Annotated in this window: 21 protein-coding genes and 1 pseudogene; 8 read left to right on the top strand and 14 right to left on the bottom strand. The window is 31.2% G+C overall.

The genetic code is table 11. The annotated features are described in order from the left end of the window. Positions 1-49 precede the first annotated feature (49 nt). Positions 50-493 carry a hypothetical protein gene (locus DSQ20_RS01025; protein ID WP_179366281.1) on the top strand — a complete coding sequence of 148 codons (444 nt, stop codon included), beginning with the start codon at positions 50-52 and terminating at the stop codon, positions 491-493. Here DSQ20_RS01025 and DSQ20_RS01020 read toward each other — a convergent pair. Next, on the bottom strand, positions 457-1,050 hold the full coding sequence (locus tag DSQ20_RS01020; RefSeq protein WP_179365718.1) for a hypothetical protein: 594 nt from the start codon (positions 1,048-1,050) through the stop codon (positions 457-459). The two genes, DSQ20_RS01025 and DSQ20_RS01020, sit on opposite strands and share 37 nt — an antisense overlap. Before the next feature lie 119 nt (positions 1,051-1,169). On the opposite strand from DSQ20_RS01020, the gene DSQ20_RS01015 reads away from it, so the two are divergent. After that, positions 1,170-1,409 carry a hypothetical protein gene (locus tag DSQ20_RS01015; RefSeq protein ID WP_179365717.1) on the top strand — a complete coding sequence of 80 codons (240 nt, stop codon included), beginning with the start codon at positions 1,170-1,172 and terminating at the stop codon, positions 1,407-1,409. 47 nt (positions 1,410-1,456) lie between these two features. Here DSQ20_RS01015 and DSQ20_RS01010 read toward each other — a convergent pair whose 3' ends face one another. Beyond that, positions 1,457-2,461, bottom strand: a complete 1,005-nt coding sequence (locus DSQ20_RS01010; RefSeq protein ID WP_179365716.1) for an Ig-like domain-containing protein — start codon at positions 2,459-2,461, stop codon at positions 1,457-1,459. A 121-nt stretch (positions 2,462-2,582) separates the two neighbouring features. Between DSQ20_RS01010 and DSQ20_RS01005 the strand changes: the two genes are divergently transcribed. Then, complete coding sequence (locus tag DSQ20_RS01005; RefSeq protein WP_179365715.1) at positions 2,583-3,230, top strand: SDR family oxidoreductase; 648 nt, start codon at positions 2,583-2,585, stop codon at positions 3,228-3,230. A gap of 2 nt (positions 3,231-3,232) precedes the next feature. Here the strand turns inward: DSQ20_RS01005 and DSQ20_RS01000 are convergent, their stop codons facing one another. Together DSQ20_RS01000 and mtnA are read right to left on the bottom strand one after the other, a co-directional pair. Continuing rightward, a complete protein-coding gene (locus tag DSQ20_RS01000; protein ID WP_179365714.1) occupies positions 3,233-3,862 on the bottom strand; it encodes a PqqD family peptide modification chaperone in 630 nt (209 codons plus the stop codon). A 37-nt stretch (positions 3,863-3,899) separates the two neighbouring features. Next, positions 3,900-4,958, bottom strand: a complete 1,059-nt coding sequence (gene mtnA, locus DSQ20_RS00995; protein ID WP_179365713.1) for an S-methyl-5-thioribose-1-phosphate isomerase — start codon at positions 4,956-4,958, stop codon at positions 3,900-3,902. Positions 4,959-5,095: 137 nt separating this feature from the next. On the opposite strand from mtnA, the gene DSQ20_RS00990 reads away from it, so the two are divergent. Further along, entirely contained in the window at positions 5,096-6,103 is a 1,008-nt protein-coding gene (locus DSQ20_RS00990) for an SIS domain-containing protein (protein WP_255458282.1), read from the top strand. Here the strand turns inward: DSQ20_RS00990 and DSQ20_RS00985 are convergent, their stop codons facing one another. After that, positions 6,104-6,484: a hypothetical protein gene (locus DSQ20_RS00985; RefSeq protein ID WP_179365711.1), complete on the bottom strand. Its 381-nt coding sequence runs from the start codon at positions 6,482-6,484 to the stop codon at positions 6,104-6,106. It abuts the gene before it with no gap. Positions 6,485-6,706: 222 nt separating this feature from the next. Between DSQ20_RS00985 and DSQ20_RS00980 the strand changes: the two genes are divergently transcribed. Then, positions 6,707-7,732 carry an alcohol dehydrogenase catalytic domain-containing protein gene (locus DSQ20_RS00980; protein WP_179365710.1) on the top strand — a complete coding sequence of 342 codons (1,026 nt, stop codon included), beginning with the start codon at positions 6,707-6,709 and terminating at the stop codon, positions 7,730-7,732. 78 nt (positions 7,733-7,810) lie between these two features. On the opposite strand, the gene DSQ20_RS00975 is transcribed toward DSQ20_RS00980, so the two are convergent. The 6 genes from DSQ20_RS00975 to DSQ20_RS00950 are packed head-to-tail and all read right to left on the bottom strand — an operon-like array spanning position 7,811 to position 12,664. Further along, positions 7,811-9,160 (bottom strand): alkaline phosphatase family protein, encoded by a 1,350-nt coding sequence (locus DSQ20_RS00975; protein WP_179365709.1) that lies wholly within the window; start codon positions 9,158-9,160, stop codon positions 7,811-7,813. Between the two features lie 49 nt (positions 9,161-9,209). Next, positions 9,210-10,064: a UbiA family prenyltransferase gene (locus DSQ20_RS00970; protein WP_179365708.1), complete on the bottom strand. Its 855-nt coding sequence runs from the start codon at positions 10,062-10,064 to the stop codon at positions 9,210-9,212. Next, positions 10,061-10,885, bottom strand: a complete 825-nt coding sequence (locus DSQ20_RS00965) for a sugar phosphate isomerase/epimerase (RefSeq protein WP_179365707.1) — start codon at positions 10,883-10,885, stop codon at positions 10,061-10,063. The genes DSQ20_RS00970 and DSQ20_RS00965 overlap by 4 nt, the downstream gene beginning before the upstream one ends. Before the next feature lie 9 nt (positions 10,886-10,894). Beyond that, the gene (locus tag DSQ20_RS00960; RefSeq protein WP_179365706.1) at positions 10,895-11,689 is read right to left on the bottom strand and encodes a TatD family hydrolase; all 795 of its coding nucleotides are present in this window, start codon (positions 11,687-11,689) and stop codon (positions 10,895-10,897) included. Beyond that, on the bottom strand, positions 11,679-12,518 hold the full coding sequence (locus DSQ20_RS00955; protein ID WP_179365705.1) for a sugar phosphate isomerase/epimerase: 840 nt from the start codon (positions 12,516-12,518) through the stop codon (positions 11,679-11,681). Before DSQ20_RS00955 ends, DSQ20_RS00960 begins: the two co-directional genes overlap by 11 nt. Further along, positions 12,515-12,664 (bottom strand): hypothetical protein, encoded by a 150-nt coding sequence (locus DSQ20_RS00950; protein ID WP_179365704.1) that lies wholly within the window; start codon positions 12,662-12,664, stop codon positions 12,515-12,517. The genes DSQ20_RS00955 and DSQ20_RS00950 overlap by 4 nt, the downstream gene beginning before the upstream one ends. A 344-nt stretch (positions 12,665-13,008) precedes the next feature. Between DSQ20_RS00950 and DSQ20_RS10975 the strand changes: the two are divergent. The 3 genes and pseudogenes from DSQ20_RS10975 to DSQ20_RS00930 all read left to right on the top strand — a co-directional run bounded on the left by DSQ20_RS10975 (position 13,009) and on the right by DSQ20_RS00930 (position 16,570). After that, a pseudogene (locus DSQ20_RS10975) lies at positions 13,009-14,420 on the top strand (DUF4910 domain-containing protein). After that, a complete protein-coding gene (locus tag DSQ20_RS00935) occupies positions 14,417-15,211 on the top strand; it encodes a formyltransferase family protein (protein ID WP_179365702.1) in 795 nt (264 codons plus the stop codon). The pseudogene DSQ20_RS10975 and the gene DSQ20_RS00935 overlap by 4 nt, the downstream one beginning before the upstream one ends. 360 nt (positions 15,212-15,571) lie before the next feature. Continuing rightward, a complete protein-coding gene (locus DSQ20_RS00930) occupies positions 15,572-16,570 on the top strand; it encodes an SDR family NAD(P)-dependent oxidoreductase (RefSeq protein ID WP_179365701.1) in 999 nt (332 codons plus the stop codon). Positions 16,571-16,700: 130 nt separating this feature from the next. Here DSQ20_RS00930 and DSQ20_RS00925 read toward each other — a convergent pair whose 3' ends face one another. From DSQ20_RS00925 to DSQ20_RS00915, 3 genes are read right to left on the bottom strand one after another with little or no spacing between them, the layout of a single operon-like run. Next, on the bottom strand, positions 16,701-18,209 hold the full coding sequence (locus tag DSQ20_RS00925) for a cytidylyltransferase domain-containing protein (RefSeq protein WP_179365700.1): 1,509 nt from the start codon (positions 18,207-18,209) through the stop codon (positions 16,701-16,703). Continuing rightward, positions 18,206-19,270, bottom strand: a complete 1,065-nt coding sequence (locus DSQ20_RS00920; protein WP_179365699.1) for an N-acetylneuraminate synthase family protein — start codon at positions 19,268-19,270, stop codon at positions 18,206-18,208. The genes DSQ20_RS00925 and DSQ20_RS00920 overlap by 4 nt, the downstream gene beginning before the upstream one ends. Further along, positions 19,264-20,061: an SDR family oxidoreductase gene (locus DSQ20_RS00915; protein ID WP_179365698.1), complete on the bottom strand. Its 798-nt coding sequence runs from the start codon at positions 20,059-20,061 to the stop codon at positions 19,264-19,266. Before DSQ20_RS00915 ends, DSQ20_RS00920 begins: the two co-directional genes overlap by 7 nt. Positions 20,062-20,070 lie beyond the last annotated feature (9 nt).

Raw genomic sequence — 20,070 nt, 5'->3', positions numbered from 1 at the left:
ATTGAAGTTATCTTTGTTCAAAATTGGTGTGATATTATGTGTGATTGGAATGATTTGGATATCATTTGTTTTTGTACAAGGAGACAAAATATCAGAAGAAACGGTACTTGAATCATCAAATTCACATGATCTAAAGATGAATTTTGAGGGCAAAGGTATTGGATATTACAAAGTATTCATGCCAGAATTTAGCGGTGAGCAGATATTTGTTCAAATTTTAGATAATAACCAGAATACAATATCTGAAGAAAGTGTTCAGACAAAAATGTCTGTTGGGTATTTTGATTTTGAGAAAAGTGGAAGTTACACAGTTAAAGTAACAAATCCTTCAAAAAATCAAATAAATTTGCAAGTTGAGTTAGGAGATGCAGGCTCTGAGGTTATGATACCGCCAGGAATAATAATACTAGTAGGTGCAGTAATGGTTATTTTTACATCATATATGAAATTAAAAAATTACAAGATTGAACATCCAGATAAGAATATCTTGTAAACTGGAAGACATTGTATTGTGTGACCAAAAATAAACACTAAGTTAAACACAAGCCAAGTTGTAAAAAACAAAAATGAAATAATTGAGAACGGAACAAGTACTCTGAGTTTTGTTTTTTCAAGATTTTTTAATATCAAAAATCCACCCAAAGCAGATAAAACTAGACCAAATTCTAGTGGCTGATGAGACCAAGATATCAAACCATCAATTCCAAAAAGTTCATGTGAAAGTGAATCCGCATATCCTGATACTATTTGAATTAGTGAACCAACAATCACTAAAATGATTCCATTTTTAAGAGAATTTTTTGTAGAGTTTTGAAGCAATAGAATTGTTCCAACTATAGCAGCGCTTGTAGTTATTGAAACTCCGGTGTATACAACGATATGCTGTATGCTCCAAAAGAATTCGGGTTCTTTTTGAAGATGAGATATTGCATCCCAAAATCCTGCAGATACAACTACAAAAGGACCAACAACTGCAAGAACTGAAACTAGAGATACTAGAGTACTAGTTTTTGCAAGCGATGAATTTGAAAACTTTTGGATTAATTTCATTGTAGTATAACCTTTTGATCTAGGTATTTGAAGCGTTGTAAATTTATCAAATAAAAAAATTAAACATTGTGGGTAATTTTGAGAATTAACTATATTAGAACAAAAGAATCAGAGAGAATATGAGTCCAGGAATAGGATTAATGAAGAGAAGACTGGAAAAAGAAAGAGATGCTATTTCTTTAGCTATTTCAGGTATTGCAAAAAAATACAACATTCAACCAGAAAATCTAAAGACTTTGGAGACAAAATATGATGTGGATGCAGGTGACTGGTACGTTGCGCTTGGTTGGGATGAGAAAAAAGCCATTGTGAAGATGGATTCTGTGCTAGGAACAATTACAGAGATTAAAGAAATCTAACTAGTAAAAATTCTTATTAAAAATAATTTTAGATGTAAATCTTTAGTTTAGTCATCATCGTCATGGTCATCATCTTCGTCATCATTATGGTTATCATTAGATTTCTTGTCTTTCTTCAAATCTTTTAGTTGCTCTTTTAGTTCTTTTTCTTGTGCTTTGAATTTTTTCTCTAATGCTTTTAGTTGATCTTTGAGTATTTTTTCTTGTGCTTGGAAATCCTTCTTTAGTGCTTTTAGCTGTTCTTCAATTAACTTTTTATCAGTATTTTGATCATGATCATTTTCACATACTCCAATCGTATCTCCATGCTTTAGATGAGCAGAGATAGCATTGATTGAAACAGAAATTGTCTTCTTGTCTTTATGGCAAATATTGACTTTATCATCATCTTGATCATCAAATGGAGTTACATTTACAGTAACAGTTGCAGTATCAGTTAACAATCCATCAGATACGGTATAAGCAAAAGAGTCTACTCCATGAAAGTTTGGCTTTGGTGTGTAAGTTACAATGGTGCCGTTGGTTGTGACTGTTCCGTTAGCTCCTTGTGTTACAGAACTAACTGTGAGTGAATCACCGTCAACATCAGAGTCGTTGTTTAGTACAGAAATGATTACTGAGGTATTTTCTGGTGTTGTTGCAGTGTTATTTTGTGCTATTGGTACGTCATTAACTGGATTAACAGAAAGTGTGACGGTGGCATTGTTACTGCTATGCGTTCCATTGGTTGCAATATAGGTAAATGAATCAACAGAATTAAAATTTGAATTAGGAGTATAGGTAAATGTTCCATTCAAATTTAGCGTAAGTATTCCAAAACCAACGTTAGTCTGAATTATTGCAAAGAAATTATTATCAATATTTGCATCATTTATCAAAACTCCAGTAGGACCAACAGTAAGAACTGAATCCTCATTTAATGAGTATTGATCATTTTGTGCTGTAGGAACTTGAGCAAATGCAAAACTTGAGGAAAATGCTCCTGAAACAAGCACAGCAACCAGAAACAGTCCTGAAAGTTTTTGCATGATTAAGAGATTCCAAAATTGCATTTAACCAGCAGGCAGAAAAGATCAGTAACATGGTTGAGAAATGGTTATAAGAAAAGATCCTAAATGAATTAATTTATCTTCCATAAAGAAATTTAATTACAGATTATCATAGGATAACATTATGACTAGAGCGATTGTTCTTGGCGGTTCCAGAGGAATGGGCAAGGCAATCTCAGAATCACTAAAATCAATAAAGATAGACGTTTTTGCAGCATCAAAAAATGATATTGACACTTCAAATTTGGACAGTGTAAAAAAATTTGTACAAACTCATAATCAGACAGACATACTAGTACTCAATACAGGTGGACCTGAGGCTAAAGAATTTTCTAATGTGTCAGAAGAAGATTGGAAAAAATATCATAACCAGTTATTTTTAGGATTTTGTATAATTTTACAAAACATCAAGGTTAATGATGATGGTTATATTTTTTTGATTAGTTCTAGTGTAATTAAAGAACCAAATAAAAAATTGATAATATCGTCTGCGTATCGTGCTGCATTTAGTGAAGTCTTTAAGATTCTAAGCAAAGACTATGCTACAAAAAATATCAGTTGCATCAATATTGCGCCAGGTCCAATAAACACAGATAGAACCAGAGAACTAATTGAAAACATTGATGAATACAAAAAGTCACTGCCTATGAAAAGACTTGGAGAGCCAGAAGAAATTGGAAATTTTGTCAAAGCAATTATTGAAAACAAGATAAAGTATCTAACAGGAGTTGTAATTAATTTTGATGGCGCAAACTCAAATTATATTTTCTAAGGCTATTTTTTGAATTCAACATTAGGTGCATCTGGAATTGCAATCAATCCACCTTCACGTAGTTGTTGGAGTAATTGCATTACTTCTTTTTCTACTTGATTTCTTTGCAGTCCTGTTTGTTGTGCAAATATTTCTACTAGTTCAGTGACTTTGCGTTGTCCATTACATGACTTCCAAAAATCTACAATTGCCTGATTAACCATAAACCCCTGATCATGTTCGTTAGCTAGAACCATTGAGCCGTCTTCTTGTTGTACAAGTTTGCCAACTCCTTGAGGTAACGCAATTTCATAATTAATTGGAGCTGGTGTAGTCATTGTATTGGTCATGTTTTTGATTTTTGCTTTTCCTTCTTCAGTCATACTATCCATTGTCCATTTTGGTTCCCAGACAATGTCTACTTTGACATTATTTACACCTGGAACTTTTTTTGCGTATCTTGTCACATCTTGAACTAGAGTCTCATGTAGTGGACAGCCTTGTGTTGTCATTGTCATTTTGATATTGACATTATTATTTTCAACAACATCAATTCCATAGATTAATCCCATCTCTACGATATTTAGTGGGACTTCAGGATCCATGCATTGTTTTAGTGATTCCTTTACGGCTTGTGCAGTTACAGTACTCATATTATTAGTGGAAGATAAAATCAATAAAAACTTTCTATTAATTAGCTTCAAATAATTTTTTGATAGATTCTTCATAGGGTGGTTTTGCCACACCTTTTTCAGTAATTATTCCAGAGATTAACTCAGGTGGAGTCATATCAAATGCAGGATTTATCACGTTGATATCATCAGGTGCTGTTTTTTTATCACCAATCCCAGTAACTTCTGTTCCCTTTCGCATCTCAATAATTACGTCTTTGGCATCACTAGTCATATCAAAGGTAGATAATGGTGCCGCTACATAAAATGGAATTCCATGTTGCTTTGCCATGGTTGCCACCTGATATGTTCCGATTTTGTTAAAGACATGACCAGTTCTTACAATTCTGTCTGCACCAACAACTACCTTGTTGACTAGTCCGTTTGCCATCGAATATCCTACTGCAGTATCAGGAATCAGACTAACGTCAAACCCATCATGCTTTAGCTCAAATGCTGTTAGTCTGGAGCCTTGTTGAATTGGCCTAGTTTCTGTAGCTATTACTTTGATGTTTTTTCCGCTCTCTCTTGTTGCTCTAATCACACCTAACGCTGTTCCATAGGCTACCGTAGCTAGTGCACCTGCATTGCAATGAGTCATTATAGTATCATTGTTATCAAAAAGTACAGAGCCATTTTTTCCCATAGTTTTGTTTATTTGGATATCTTCATCTGCCATCTTTTTTGATTCATTAATTACCAATTGTTTAATTTGCTCAACTGTATCCCCAGAATTTGCAATCTTCATAATTTTATCCAGTCCCCATTTTAGATTTACAGCAGTTGGTCTTGTCTCATATAGAATTTTTCTTGCCTTTTCCAGATCAGAGATTAATTGATCTTTTGTAGTTGCCTTACTCTGTAAAGATGCCAAAGCCAAACCAAAAGCGCCAGATACTCCAATAGCAGGTGCCCCTCTAACTACTAGAGTTCTAATGGCATCTGCTACCTGATTATAATCGTCATATGTTACAAAGACTAGCTGATTTGGCAGTTTGGTCTGGTCAATCATCACTACTTTGTTGTCTTTCCACTCGACAGTTCTTAGCGAGGAATTGATCACGGTATTGTCCATCATTCGTATCAAAATCAGGCTTTTTAAAAATCAATTGAAAAAACATAGCCAATCAACCAATTCATGATAGACTTTTAGATTTACAAATTGTTATATTGTTTTAGCAGATTTTGAATCACATATTGCTAGACATTGCAACAATGGACAAAATAGATGCTCGTGGAATGTACAAAATCTATGATTCATGGCCAGAGATTGCACGCAAATCATACGAATCCAATCACGAACCTGTAGATTTTCATGATATTGATCACATTGTTTTTGCTGGAATGGGAGGTTCAGGTACAATTGGGGACTTGTTTTCTTCAATATTATCCAAAAGCGATATTCACGTATCACTTATCAAAGGATACCTCTTGCCAAAGACAGTTGATAAAAATACCCTAGTAGTAACTACAAGTATATCTGGAAATACATCTGAGACTTTGACAGTACTTGATTCTGCTGCAAAACTGGATTGTAGATTGATTGCGTTTTCATCTGGAGGTAAAATGGAAGACATGTGCAAAAAAAACCAAATCATATTTAGAAAAATTCCATTGATTCATTCACCAAGAACATCTCTTGTCAGTTTTACTTATTCGATTCTAAAGACACTAAATTCAGCTCTTCCAATTAAAAAAAACGATATTGTAGAGTCATTAAGCGAACTTGATATTATTAAAAAACAAATCTTTTCTCATAATTTGTCTGATTCAAATCCTGCAATTAATTTAGCTAGTTGGATATCAGGAATTCCCATTATTTATTATCCTCATGGATTGCAATCGACTGCAACAAGATTCAAATCATCTTTACAAGAAAATGCAAAGATTCATGCGATTACAGAAGACATCATAGAAGCTTGTCATAACGGCATGGTATCATGGGAAAGACCGTCTGTGGTGCAACCTATTTTATTGCAAGGAAAAGACGATTACATAAAAACAAAAGAAAGATTTGACATAATCAAAGAATTCTTTGCAAAAAAAGAAATTGATTTTAAGGAAATTCACTCTGTTTCAGGAAACATTTTGACAAAAATAATTTCTCTTATTTACATGCTTGACTATGTATCAATTTACAAGGCAGTTTTGTCAAAGACAGATCCTTCTCCTGTTTTACCTATAGATTACATAAAAAGCAGACTAGACACAAATAATATTTAACTAAATATTCTGTCTTTGTTTTATTTTTTCATTTACAATATTTCTATATGGAAAGTAATCAGTAGCAGAATACTCTGCATCAAAACATTCTAGAAATAAAGAATCATCCAAGGCAGTCAAAAGATGAGCCACATTGGGCTCTACAGAGATAGTGTAAGGTGCATAGATAATACTAATTTGCTCCATATTTGTGCTAAGGTTGAATTCCCTGAACTCAATTTGGCCCTGCAAAAGTATATGATCACTTTTAAATTTATGATAATGACCGCCACGTGAAAACCCTTTTTTTGTTTCAACAAAATGAATAGTTAATTTCCCAAAAGAATAAAACAAAATAGTTCCACGAACATCATTTATAGATTTAATAAATTTTAATGTCATTTGATCTCAACTTAATTATAACTATAACTGATAATAGTATTTCTGAAATATCATTATTCTTTTTATTTACAAATGAGTTTACATGTATCTGAAATTGGATTAAATCATAGAATCAAACACACTGATAGAATAACAAATGCTACAAATGATTTTATTGTGTAGAATTGTTGATTAAACATAATGTCTAAGTAAGGAAACACTTACAAAATTAATGATAAAAACATGAAATGTGTTAGAAAAAATCAAGCGTCAGGAGTTAGTCTTATAGATGTCACAGAACCAGTATGTGGAGATAATGATGTATTAATAAAAATGAAATCATGTGGAATCTGCGGATCAGACTTGGGAAACATATTTGGTGATTCGTGCAGACCATCATCTAAGCTCGGTCATGAAGTTGCAGGAATCATTGTAAAAAAGGGTAGCAATGTTAAGGAATTTGATTTAAACGATAGAGTGTTTGTACATCATCATTCTCCTTGTGATAACTGTCATTATTGCAAACACGGGAATCAGACGATGTGTGAAAAGTATATTGAATGTTTAGAGCCTTGCGGTATGTCTGAAAAATTTTTGGTTCCTGAATGGAATATCAGACATGAAAGTTTAATTAAAATTCCAGACGCCATGAGTTTTGAGGAAGCGTCACTAATTGAGCCGTTGGCATGTTGTATTAGGGCTTGGAAGAAACTTTCTTTCTCAAAAAATGATTCAGTATTGGTATTTGGGGTGGGACCAATTGGCGTCATGCACGCAATGTTAGCAAAACACTATGGTTTTGGGAAGATATTTTGTGTAGACGTTAATGAATTTAGATTAAATTTCTGCAAGGAAGCAAATATTGGAATTCCATTAAAAGGAGATGAATCAGATATTAGTGAAAAAATCAGTACACATACAAGTGATTTGGATTTGATTATAATTGCCACTTCACAGACCGAAGTTTTTCATAATGCAATTAATTTAGTAAGAAAGGGAGGCACCATTCTTTTATTTGGTGAACCTAGCAAAGAATGTAATTTAAAAACTAATTTGAGTGAGATATATTCTAAAGAGATTTCAATTATACCAAGTTATGCTGCATCAACAAACGAGATAAGAGAATCATTTGAAATTATAAATAATAAATCAATCAATGTCAGGCAGTTAGTAACACACAAAGTTCCCATTCAGGACATCACAAAAGCTCTGAATTATGCTAGATCAAAAGATGGTGTGATGAAAGTAATAATTACAAATGAATCATAATTTATAGAATTTGTTCTATATAAGATTCTGAATATTTTTTGAATTGGATAATATGGTCATGCTTTTTAAAAAAGATCATTACAAGATTGAATCATTTGGAAGATTGTAAGTACAGTTGAAGAATTTCAATATGGTGGGCGCTATTTGAGAAATATCTATAACATTAGTTTCTTTCTTTGGTTTAATAGACATTCCAAATATAGGTAAAGCGTCAGTATTTTCACTATCAAACACACCATGAGAACCTTTGATCAATGAAGTGTCATGAGAAATTCTTTTAGTTATTGGATCAAGAAATAATTCAAGTGGATCATATCCAGGTTTTCGATGGATATCAACATTAAAAGTAAATGAGGGTGCAAGATTTTCATCTTCCCACCAATGATAATTAAACCAGCAATCATTCTTTGCGTATAAAATCAACTCGCCACTTCTTGTATGATTTATGTTTAATTTTATTTGAGATTCTTTATCAAGAATTTTTGCAATGTTTTTTTCTTTTTTGAAAATTGAAGTAACGATATTATCATAACCAGGTTTTATAAAAATATGTGCTATCTGATGATCAACCATTGTAAATGCATTACTGTTTTCAAAATCAATGTATTCTTTTCCAAGTATATTTCGAGTGAAAAGTAATCCATTTTGACGTAAAAGTATGTTTGGGGACAAAGAGTGATTCACCTCATTAAATCCATATTCAGAGTGAATCATTATCTCATATTCATTGCCAAACTCATTGTCAGCAAGAAAATCTATCAAATCCCCAATCATATTGTCAATCTCAATTAAACTCTGTTTGAATTCATTACTTTGAGGGCCATGCTTTTGTGCAGAATAATCCAAATGAGGTAGATATACAAGGACTAGATCAGGTCTATGTTTTTTTATTGTATACATTGATGCATTAATTATCCACTGACTAGACTTGATGGATGCAAATGGTCCCCAATACCATTTGAGATCAAATTCGCCTAGATGTTGGGTAACTTCCTCATAGTAATTGAGAGGTTTTGAATAACACCACATTACGGTTTTATCTTCAAGATGAATCGGCTTTGGAGTAATAATAAAATCAGAATTTGTGTAAAGAGAATTTTGCCAGAAAAGTACAGCTGTTTTTAATTTTGGATTTGCCTTCTTTAAAATATCCCAGATTCTTGGCTTTTGAACTAAACTGTCATACTGCTCCCAGAACGAAACCTGTTTTGTATCTCGATCATAGAAACCATTTGAAATGATACCATGATCTGCCGGATAATATCCTGAAGTAATTGAAGACTGGACACTACACGTTACTGCAGGAAAAGAAGGAATCATCGAAGAGCAAAACCCATCAGTAAAAATTTTTGACATGTTAGGAAGCGAAATACTGTTAATTGAATTTTTTGTTAATCCTACAACATTAATTACAATTAATTTTTTCATTTAGTTATTCAGAATATTTCTAACTTAAAAATAAACCATTCATACTAATTTATGTCAAATATAATTTTCGTAAAGCAACATATGCTGGAAATATCATAGACAGTGTCACTATTGCAAAAATAATATTAGAAAAAGCCATAACTAAAATTGCATCTAAAATAGGGATTGAAAGTAGTTGAATCGTTACTATTTTTTGTGTGGTCTTGGAGGATTTTTCTTTGATGATCATCCAAGGTAAATAATTAACGATAACAAATACTCCAAGAACTAGCCAATGAGTAAATCCAGCATCATATGTTAAAACTATAACATATGATATGGTGAACAAAACAAGAACCAGATTAATGATTTTCGCTGTTCTTGGATAAATGGAACTCTCGGTTTTTGCAAGAGTGCTAATTCCTGCTATAAAAATTGCAATTGGGATAGATATCCAGATAATTTCAAAATTAAAAAGAACCATACTGGAACCTAAAATAACATTCAAAAATCGTATGGATGAAAGATTTAAGATTCCAATGGTTTTGATATTTTTTAGTTTTATGTCATATGCTAAGATGAGAATTGTCATAATGATAGATATCATTACTGCTTGAAATCCAACAAAAGATGCAGAAATGTTTGCGGCAATAAACAATGCAATGCCAAGATACAATGCTGCTTTTCTTGATATTTTTCCTGAAGGAAGTGGTCTGTCTGGTCGTTCATTTTTATCTATATTGTAATCAAAATAATCATTTAGTGTCATTCCAGCTAAAAATAAAAAACCTGAAGCTGCAAGAAGTGGAAATAGATTAAACCAATCTACAATAAATTCTGAAGATAAAAAAAACCCTAAAAGAATATTTGAGAATGCGGTAAAGATACCTGGAAATCGTACTAGCTGAAAATATGATTTTATCATTTCAGATTAAGAGAATTCATAAACTGCATTGCCTCTTTAGCAGCGTTTTCTGGATTGTCTAGATAAGGATATAATTCGATTGTGATGTAATTTTTATAATCAATATCACTAATTGCATCAAAAACCTTTTTGAGATCAATTGCACCATGACCAGGGATCAGATGTTTGTGTTCTTGTGATTCTGCAATGTCTTCTAGATGAATGTGAGATATGAAATCTGCAAGTGTTTTAATTAATTCATCTGGTTTTTCACCTACACAAAAAAAATGACCCACGTCAAAATTTAGACCAATGTACTTAGTGTTAAAACGAGACATAAAATTTAGAAATTGTGATGAGTTTTCTATCAGCAGTCCAGGTTCAGGTTCAATCAAAAGTATTACATTGTTTTTTTCTGCTACAGGAATGACTTCATTTAAGCCATCATAAAATAATTCAAGCCCTTCTTTTTCAGATAATCCCAAAAGTGGCCCTCCAGGTTCTGTAGAAATCGTTTTCACGCCAAGTTTCGAGGCTAATTCAATGCAATATTTGGTATGTTGTATTCGAATATTACGATCTTTTTGATTTTTTTCAATCCATGATGGATGATGAAAGTCATTTACAGCACACATCATAAATCCATTTAAATTGGAAATCTCCATTTGATTTTCTTGTAGTGCTTTTTTAATTGAATTTATTTTTTCAACAGACAACGGAGGAAATGCATGTGGTGTGTCACACATCAATTCAATTGCAGTATAGCCTACAGAAGAAATTGAACGAATGCTATCTTCAATAGAATAATTTCGATATGCATTTGTGCTGAAGGATAATTTCATGTAATTAATCTATAATGGAACATAATTTTTTGATTGTTTAAAAAAATTATTTGGGTTATGAAAAAGTAATTGTTCAATCTCGTTTTTACTAAAACCATCTTTTTCCATTTGAATTGCAGTTTTAGGCACACTTAGAGGATCAGATATTCCCCAATCTGCAGAGCTGTTGATCAAAATCCTATCTGTACCATATTTTTTTAACATATTAACTGCTCTTATGGAGCTCACTTTGGTATACGGGTAAACAGTAATTCCTGCCATCACATCAAAAGACAAAGAAAGTTCGATTGTTTCTTCAGTATTATGATCTATTATAATTCTTGATTTTGTGGCATTGTAATTTTTTATAATATCAAATGTTTTTTTTATTCCTTCCACTTTGTTGATATGTGGAGTGTGAATAATAACTGGCATTTTAAGTTCTTCAGCCATTATCAATTGTCGTGCAAACACTTTTTCTTCTTCCTTGGTAATCATATCAAATCCTATCTCGCCAACTGCTACAACCCCTTCTTTACTAAGATAGTTAGCCATAACATCTAAGGATTCATTTGCAAGTTGTGAGTTATTGGCTTCTTTTGGATTTACAGAAATGGCACAATAATGATTTATACCAAATTCCTTAGCTCTTGTTCGTTCAAAATTTATCAAATACTCCCAATAATCAATCAGTGTTTTTGATGAAGTACGTGCTTGCCCAAGCCAAAACGAAGGTTCTATAACAGTCTTAATCCCAGATAAGATCATCTTTTCATAATCATCTGTTGTTCTAGAATACATGTGAATGTGTGGATCAATAAACATGATTTAATATCAAATTCTTTAGGTATGTAAAAGTAATCTTTGCTGCATACTCTGGATTTTTTGAGTATGTGTAAAGCTCTGCTGTAAGAAATCCTTCATAATTGATTTCTTTTAGTGATCTGTACATGGCAGAAAAGTTGATGCTGCCCAAACCAGGAATTAGATGAAAGTGAATGTTATTTTTGCAGTCACTTATGTGAGTATGAATGATTTTTTTCCGAAATTTTTTGATAATTTTGGATATGTTCTCGCCTAAAACAGCTGCATGACAGACATCAAGATTTAATCCGACGTTATTGAACTGAGAAACAATATGATATACATCATCGGAGTTCTCAATTAACAATCCTGGTTCGTATTCTATTGCTATTGAAATATTTTTTGTCTCTGCAAACGATGCAAGTTCAGTTAAAGATTTTGTAAAAATACGTAGACAAGTTTGTTTTTCGAAGTTAGTTGAAATTCCTGAAGTGAGACATATGCTAGGAGATTCTAGTTCGTCAGCTAGTTCGACTGCTTTTTTAGTGTAATTTAATCTCCATTGTCTAAGTTTATCATTTTTATTTGAAAGTGACGGTTCAAATTTCTCTATTACGGCATTGTTGTCATACCAGCCTACCACGGTATTGGCATTTAGGTTTGCTATCTCAATTTTATTTTTTTTAATACAGTTTTTTATTTCAGATAAATATTTTTTATTTAATGGTAAGAAAGCGTGAGGTGTGTCAAGAACAAGCTCTACTCCGTCATATCCAATATCAGATATAGTATTCAGACCATATAACAGCGATTTTTCAGTAAATGCATTTGTACTAAAGCCAGTCTTCAATTACTTTTCATAAGAGACTCTAGTAAATTTTCCTTTGCTTTTGTGATTTTTTTTGGATCAATGTATGAATTTGGGAACATTATCTTAGCTGCTTCCCATACCAAATTCTCTATCATGGTCATTTTGTTATGCTCTTCTTTTGACATACAGAATAAATTTATTTGAATCTTTTAACTTTTTCATTTTTTAAATAACGTAAATCACATTGTTTTTGCAATAATGAGAGAATCTGGTGCATTGTAAAATATTTTTTCAGCTATTTTATCAAAAACAGATCCATTATCTTTAGCAAAGTGGATAGTAAATATACCATTAATCTACACTATCCTTTTAGATTACTCTACTACAAAGTCATATTAATAAGATAGATCTATTCATCTATGAAATCAATTGACTATGTAAAAAATAAAACAAATCAGTTTGCATGATAATAGTGATTCGGTTAATCTTGTCAAAAAGTTGAAAAGGATCCCATATTGATGGTATATTTGTGCCAGATATTCAACAGGTATCTAATCTTCTAAGAGAATTATTTCCCATATGTAGAAGCATTACTGGTAATGGTGTTCGAAAAACTCTTGCTATTTTAAGAGAAATAACGAATTTTGAAATTTTGGAAATTCCAACCGGAACTATATGTTATGATTGGAGCATACCAAAAGAATGGAATGTAAATGATGCATATGTAAAAGATCAAAGTGGTAATAAGGTGATTGATTTTCAAAAAAATAATTTACATTTGAAAAACTACAGTATACCAATCCAGAAAATCATATCTTTTGAAGAACTTGAATCACATTTAGATACATTACCAGATATGCCTGATGCAATTCCATATCGTACGTCATATTATAAAGAAGATTGGGGGTTTTGTATATCCCATAATCAATATGTAAATCTTGACAAATACGCTACATATGAAGTTGTGATTGACACATCACTCAAAAATGGTTCATTAACATACGGTCAAAAAATAGTAAAAGGAGAATCAAAATTTGAATTTTTAATTTCTACATATTGTTGTCATCCCTCATTAGCAAACGATAATTTGTCAGGAATGGTCTTATGGATATTATTATTACATTGGATTAAACAAAAAAAAGAAAACATAGTTATAGATTTGTTATTGTACCTGAAACAATTGGAGCAATAGCTTATTTATCAAAAAATGAGTTACAAATGAAAGAAATCATAGGAGGTTTTATTTTAACATGTGTTGCAGGACCAAATAATATCGAATACAAAAAAACTTTTCAAGGTAATCATTTTTTAGATGAAATTGTTTTGAAAATTTTAAAAAAAACAAAAATCGATTTTAAAATTTATGATTTCGATATTAACGGTAGTGATGAACGGCAATATTCATCATCATTCTTTCGTATTCCTATTGGAACTATATGTAAATCAAAATATTATGAATATGATTATTATCATACATCGAAAGACAATTTGGAATTTATTAAACCAGAAAGTTTAATCGAGCTATTTCAGATTTACACTTCAGTAATTGAAGAGATTGAAGAGATGGATAATTTTTCAAATGAAAGAATTACAATTTCTAAAAATAAGAACATGGGGGGAAAATTTATCTCTAACATTATTTGTGAACCAATGTTAAGTAAGAGAAATCTATATCCAACAAGTGGTGGAACAATTAAGCAAAAAGTACATGATATAAAAAAGAAACATCAGGATAGAACATATCAGAATATAAAAGAAAAACAGATTACAGGAAAACATCTAGATGCAATTAGATGGATTATGTTCTATAGTGATGGAGTATTCAATCTAGAAGATATAATAGAAAAAGCCAATATCCCATATGATGAATTATTGTCAGTAGCTAATGAACTATGTACTCATAATTTATTAAAAATTATGGACGAGGAGAATAAATTATGAAGATTCTTTTTATTGGTGGAAATCATCCACGTCATCTTTATTATGCAAATAAAATTCATGAAAAATTCCCTTTTTCTGGTGCAATAATTCAGATAAGAGAAAATCTACTTCCAGAACCTGAACCAAATTTAGAAGAACAAGATAAACAAAATTTTGTAAGACATTTTTTTAATCGTCAAAAATTGGAATTGGAGTACTTCAGACAACAAAAATTTCCAAGTTGCCCTATACTAGAAGTTGATAAGGATAAACTTAATACAGAAAATTCCACCAAATTCGTTAGTGAAATTAAACCTGATTTGGTTTTGATTTTTGGTTGTAGTTTGATTAAAGACCCACTTTATTCTAGTCTTCCACAAGATTCTATAAATTTACATCTTGGATTATCTCCACAATATCGAGGCTCTGCAACTTTGTTTTGGCCATTTTATTTTATGGAGCCGAACTACGCAGGAAGTACATTTCATTACATTGTATCAGAACCAGATGCAGGAGACATCATACATCAATCTATTCCTAAATTAGAAAAAAATGATACAATTCATGATGTTGCATGTAAGACAATAATTCAATCTACTCAAGATGCATTAAAATTGCTTAAAATTTTTAATGAAAAAAAATGTTGGCAAAAATTTTTTCAGAAAGGCACTGGAAAAAATTTTCTTCAGAGTGATTTTAAACCAGAACATTTACGAGTAATCTACAATATATTTAATGATGATATGGTAAAAATATATCTCGAAGGACGATTAAAGTCGAAAACACCAAGTTTAAACAAGCAATTTCAATAAGATTATCAAGATAAAGAAATTATTTAATAGAGAATATTTCATATGTATGATTTACTTCAGAAATAATCTTATCGATACAAATCAATAAATTATATTTTTGTGTATTTTAAGTGTTAAATTCTATTTTGATATTTTAACATTTTTTGAATTGATTTTGTAAATAAAAATTTAAGTTTAAATAACTTTCAAGATGAGTTGGATCTCCTGTTAATTAGAAAATTGATATAATTCTTTTCGTTTATTAGTAGAAATTGTTAGAATTGAATCATTTGAAAGATCATAACCACAGTTGGAGAATTTCAATTACCTGATAATAGAAAATTGAGGAAGATTATTTAATAGAATCAGCACAAATTCATTATGAATGAACTAAAGGGCAAGAAAATTCTCATTACAGGTGGAACTGGTTCTTTAGGACAGGCATTAACAAAAAGACTATTAGGTGAAAAAGTTAATGAGATTAGAATTTTCAGTAGAAATGAAAACAAACAGGTTATGATGCAATCAGAGTTGAATGAGGATAGGCTAAGATTTTTGATAGGAGATATAAGAGATCTTTCTAGAATTCAACGTGCTGTAGAAGATGTAGATATTGTTTTTCATGCGGCGGCATTAAAACATGTTCCTGTAATAGAGCTCAATCCCTTTGAGGGTATTAACACAAATGTTGTAGGTTCACGAAATGTGATTGAATCTTGCATTCATGAAGATGTGGAAGTAGTTGTAGGAATTGGAACTGATAAAGCAGTTTCGCCACTAAATACATACGGTGCAACAAAGCTACTAATGGAAAAATTATTTGTAACTGCCAGTAATTACGTGAATAAAGAAAGACATAGAACAAAATTCATTTCATTAAGATATGGAAATGTTTTAGGCAGTAGTGGTTCTGTTATTCCTAAATTCATTTCACAAATAAAAGCAAAACAAAAAATAACTATTACTGATCCAACAATGACAAGATTTAGCATAACTATGGATGAGGCATTGAATTTTATTTTGGAATCTGCAATGACTGGTAAAGGTTCTGAAGTTTTTGTTCCCAAATTAAGAGCATTTACAATTGAAACGGTAAAAGAGGCATTACAAGAACTATTAGAAAATACGGGTGAGATAAGAGTTCCAGTAAGACAGGGAGAAAAATATCATGAAACTCTAATCAATTTAGATGAAATGAGAACTACTATAGAGACAGATTCAAAATATGTAATTCTACAAAAAGTTCCAACAGATGATGAAATTAAGACATATTCTGCAGGTAGAAAAACATCTTTAACTAAATCATATTCCTCAGATTCGGTTAAGATGATAACCAAAGATGAATTGAAAAAACTGATAGTGCAATCAAAATTGGTTTAGTGTCAGGTTTTTTTATAATTAGCAAATTTTTCATTAATTAATTTTTTTATTTCAAAGACACCATTAAGAATTTCAAATTTTTTCAGATTTGTAGAATATTCAGCTCTTTTTTTAAGAGGCATCATTTCATTTAATGCACACAATAATTTTCAGAATTAATTTTCGTATGTATTCCTAAAAATATTCCACCGCAGGAATATCTAAGAAAAGGATGTTTTTCCTCTCTTTTATTTGTAGAAATTATAATCATCGGAACATTTAGTGATGCTATCTCAAAAACAGTTCTACCATTTGAAGTAATTACGATATCAGATTCAGAGATATATTTGGCCATCAGATTAGATTTTTCAATAATTTCTATTGAAAATCCATGTTTTCGCATGTAATTGCCCATGAGTTGAATATCATTTTTTCTAGAATATCCTAAGCCAAGTATCACTTTGAAGTGAATTTGATTAAGTTTTGATTTTTTTATTATTTCAAGAACTTGTTTTGTTAAATTATTAGAATCTGAACCGCCAAAGGTAATTAGGATTTTTTTAACAGATTTATTGGTTTGTGGTTTTTTCCACAAATAGAACTCATCTCGAACACAGGCATATTTACTTCCATAGAATTCGTTCTTACTTTTCTTTTTTGATAAATAAATCGGATTAAAAACCAAGTCAGCATATTTTCTCCCATATCCAAGATCTTCAAAATTTACTACAAATATTCCGTCTTGTTTGAGACGTTTGATATAAGATTCAGATGTATCAAGAATATCATTAATTACTATGTCAGGATTAAAAATGGACATAATTTTCAGAAATTCAGAATTATTTTTGACAAATTTAATTTTATAGAGATTTTCCTTAAATTTTTCAAAGCCTAATTTTTTTTTGTTATGCATAACAATAAAAATTTCGTCATCACGAAAATGATTAAGAATTGTAAGCATATTGTATACATGTCCAAGACCAATAGAACTAGAGCCATTGACTCTGACAAGTATTTTACGTCGTGTAATTAATTTTTCTAGTTTTGCAAAATCATGATAGCTATTTACAGAGAATACTTCATTAGGTAGCAATTGCAAACCATAATATGGTTTTTCAAATCCTTTTGCTACAAAAAAACTTTGACAGTTAAATGATACTATTTTTTTAATGTTAACTATATCAGTGTTTATTTCTTCTAAAGTAGAAATTTTATTTATTTGTTTAGTGACATGTGCATGTTTTTCTTCAACTACAGTATAGCCAAAAATAGTGTTTACTTTAGAATTAAGATGTGAAAAAAAAGATTTTATTGTTTGTTTTTTAATCAGAGGCAACATGGGGTTAAGAACTAGACATTTTTTGTAAACAATTCCATTATCACGAAGATAAGATATTGCATGAAGAGTTATTTCTTCAATCGTAGCATGATCCATAGCAAGTGATTTTGGTCGGTCAATTATTTTTATTCCATATATTTTTGATAGTTCTTTAATTTCATTAGAATCTGTTGAGACATATACATCGCAAGACTTTTCAGCCAAAACTTGGTCTATCACATACTTGATAAGCGGTTTACCATTTACCAAACGTAAATTCTGTCTTGATATTGTGTCAGTGCCTTCTCTTGCTAAAATTAAAGCCAGATTATCTTTAGTCATTCTTTAATTTTGATATTAGTGAATTGTAGTGGAATATCTTGTTCAATGTCAACTATTGTTTCAGAGCCTATAACTTTGTCAATGTATTTTGGATATATCCCAGTTCCAGGTCTTTTTATTGCTAACATATCTTTAGTGATAATGGAACCTTTTGGAATTTTTCTAGTAGAAACTATGCTTCTACGAGCGAATTTTACTGCTTCTTTTTCTGAGTCAAATGATTTTCTAAGATGTGCTCCTTTTGAGATTTCTGCAATTCTAAGACCTTCAACCAATTTAGAAAATTCGTTAGTATCCAATGATAATCTGTGATCTCTACTTGTTGAAAGCAATTTGTCATAGGTAAAGTGTTTTTCTATAACTCTGGCACCATAAAATGTGGAGCATATAGATGCAATAATTCCAATTGTGTGATCTGAATAACCGATGATGGAATCAGAGTATTTTTGTTTTAATGTTCTAATCATTTCTAAATTAGCGTCTTGCGGTTCTGTTGGATAAGAAGTAATACAATGCATAATCACAATATTGTGATTTCCAGAGTCATTGATTGTGTTAATTGCATCATCAATTTCATCAAACGATGCCATTCCAGTAGAGATAAAGACAGGTAGCTGTTTTTTTGCTGCATGTTTTATCAGTGGTAAATGAGTGATATCAGCTGAGGCAATTTTCATAGCAGGTGCACCAAGCGAATATAACAAATCTACACTTTTTTCATCAAAAGGAGTAGAAAAGCACATAATATTTTTTTTATTGGCATGCTCAAAAATTTGCTTCCAATCATCATTGTTTAAGATATCCAGTTTGGAAAAAACATCGAATTGGGTTTCGTTTATGATACCATCGTTCCAGTATTTAGGTGCAGTTTTTGTAGTGAGTTCTGAAGCTTTGTATGTTTGAAACTTTATACTATCAGAGTTGGCAGATACTGCTGCATCAATTAGTTTGAATGCTTTTTCTAGGCTGCCATCATGATTTGCTCCTGCTTCTGCTATTGTGAAACAAGGATAATCATCACCAATTTTTTTATCACCTATTCTGATGAACTCCTTTACCATGCAGTCCACCCACCGTCGATAATGAGGTTAGAGCCAGTCATATATGATGATGCATCAGAAGCAAGAAATATGATTGCGCCCACGTATTCATTCTTTTTTGCCATTCTACCCAACATTGTTTTTTTGGAATATTTTTTTATGAATTCTGGATCTTGTCCCTTTTCCACTCCACCTGGAGTTAGAGTGTTAACTCTAATGCCTTTGTTATGCCAATATGATGCAAGATAACGAGTGAAGTTTAGAACTGCACTCTTAGTAGCAGCGTAAAATATTGCAGAATTTTGGCCACTTTTTCCATATATTCGTTGATCTGGTGCAACCAAACCATATGTTGATGAAATATTAATTATCACGCCTTTTTTTTGTTTTAACATAACTTTACCGACTTCCTGGCAGCATAGAAACATGCCCGTAAGATTAATCTTGATTGCGTTGTCCCAGCTTGATTGTGGCAAGTCGATAAAATCTGTTGTACGTAGTTTTGCATTACCCTGATCTACTGCATTATTTATTAAAACATCTATTTTTGAATATTTTCTTAGAATTAAATCAATCATTTTTTTGATTGATTTTTTGTCCGTAATGTCGAATTTAACTGCAAAAGGTTTAGTATTGTATTTTAATTTTAGTGTTTTTTCAATCAATTTTACTTTAGAGTAATTAATATCAGCAAGTATAACGTGTGCTCCTGCTTGACTAAGACCATCTGCATATTGTTCTCCTAACAATCCACCTGCACCAGTTAATAGTACAACTCTCCCATTCAGATCAAAAAGACACTTAACATTCAATGAAGATTA

This window comes from Nitrosarchaeum sp. AC2 (assembly GCF_013407385.1).
Taxonomy (GTDB): Archaea; Thermoproteota; Nitrososphaeria; order Nitrososphaerales; family Nitrosopumilaceae; genus Nitrosarchaeum; species Nitrosarchaeum koreense.
Note: the sequence above shows the minus strand (reverse complement) of the source record. Positions and strands in the feature narration are given on the sequence as shown.

Bases quoted from the DNA above. Each gene is read 5' to 3' on its own strand.
- DSQ20_RS00930 (WP_179365701.1), top strand. From the start codon at position 15,572: ATGAATGAACTAAAGGGCAAGAAAATTCTCATTACAGGTGGAACTGGT.
- DSQ20_RS01010 (WP_179365716.1), bottom strand. From the start codon at position 2,461: ATGCAATTTTGGAATCTCTTAATCATGCAAAAACTTTCAGGACTGTTT.
- DSQ20_RS01020 (WP_179365718.1), bottom strand. From the start codon at position 1,050: ATGAAATTAATCCAAAAGTTTTCAAATTCATCGCTTGCAAAAACTAGT.
- DSQ20_RS01005 (WP_179365715.1), top strand. From the start codon at position 2,583: ATGACTAGAGCGATTGTTCTTGGCGGTTCCAGAGGAATGGGCAAGGCA.
- DSQ20_RS01025 (WP_179366281.1), top strand. From the start codon at position 50: ATGATTTGGATATCATTTGTTTTTGTACAAGGAGACAAAATATCAGAA.
- mtnA (WP_179365713.1), bottom strand. From the start codon at position 4,958: ATGATGGACAATACCGTGATCAATTCCTCGCTAAGAACTGTCGAGTGG.
- DSQ20_RS01000 (WP_179365714.1), bottom strand. From the start codon at position 3,862: ATGAGTACTGTAACTGCACAAGCCGTAAAGGAATCACTAAAACAATGC.
- DSQ20_RS00965 (WP_179365707.1), bottom strand. From the start codon at position 10,885: ATGAAATTATCCTTCAGCACAAATGCATATCGAAATTATTCTATTGAA.
- DSQ20_RS00970 (WP_179365708.1), bottom strand. From the start codon at position 10,064: ATGATAAAATCATATTTTCAGCTAGTACGATTTCCAGGTATCTTTACC.
- DSQ20_RS00920 (WP_179365699.1), bottom strand. From the start codon at position 19,270: ATGGTAAAGGAGTTCATCAGAATAGGTGATAAAAAAATTGGTGATGAT.
- DSQ20_RS00950 (WP_179365704.1), bottom strand. From the start codon at position 12,664: ATGTCAAAAGAAGAGCATAACAAAATGACCATGATAGAGAATTTGGTA.
- DSQ20_RS01015 (WP_179365717.1), top strand. From the start codon at position 1,170: ATGAGTCCAGGAATAGGATTAATGAAGAGAAGACTGGAAAAAGAAAGA.
- DSQ20_RS00985 (WP_179365711.1), bottom strand. From the start codon at position 6,484: ATGACATTAAAATTTATTAAATCTATAAATGATGTTCGTGGAACTATT.
- DSQ20_RS00925 (WP_179365700.1), bottom strand. From the start codon at position 18,209: ATGACTAAAGATAATCTGGCTTTAATTTTAGCAAGAGAAGGCACTGAC.
- DSQ20_RS00960 (WP_179365706.1), bottom strand. From the start codon at position 11,689: ATGTTTATTGATCCACACATTCACATGTATTCTAGAACAACAGATGAT.
- DSQ20_RS00990 (WP_255458282.1), top strand. From the start codon at position 5,096: ATGGACAAAATAGATGCTCGTGGAATGTACAAAATCTATGATTCATGG.
- DSQ20_RS00980 (WP_179365710.1), top strand. From the start codon at position 6,707: ATGAAATGTGTTAGAAAAAATCAAGCGTCAGGAGTTAGTCTTATAGAT.
- DSQ20_RS00935 (WP_179365702.1), top strand. From the start codon at position 14,417: ATGAAGATTCTTTTTATTGGTGGAAATCATCCACGTCATCTTTATTAT.
- DSQ20_RS00975 (WP_179365709.1), bottom strand. From the start codon at position 9,160: ATGAAAAAATTAATTGTAATTAATGTTGTAGGATTAACAAAAAATTCA.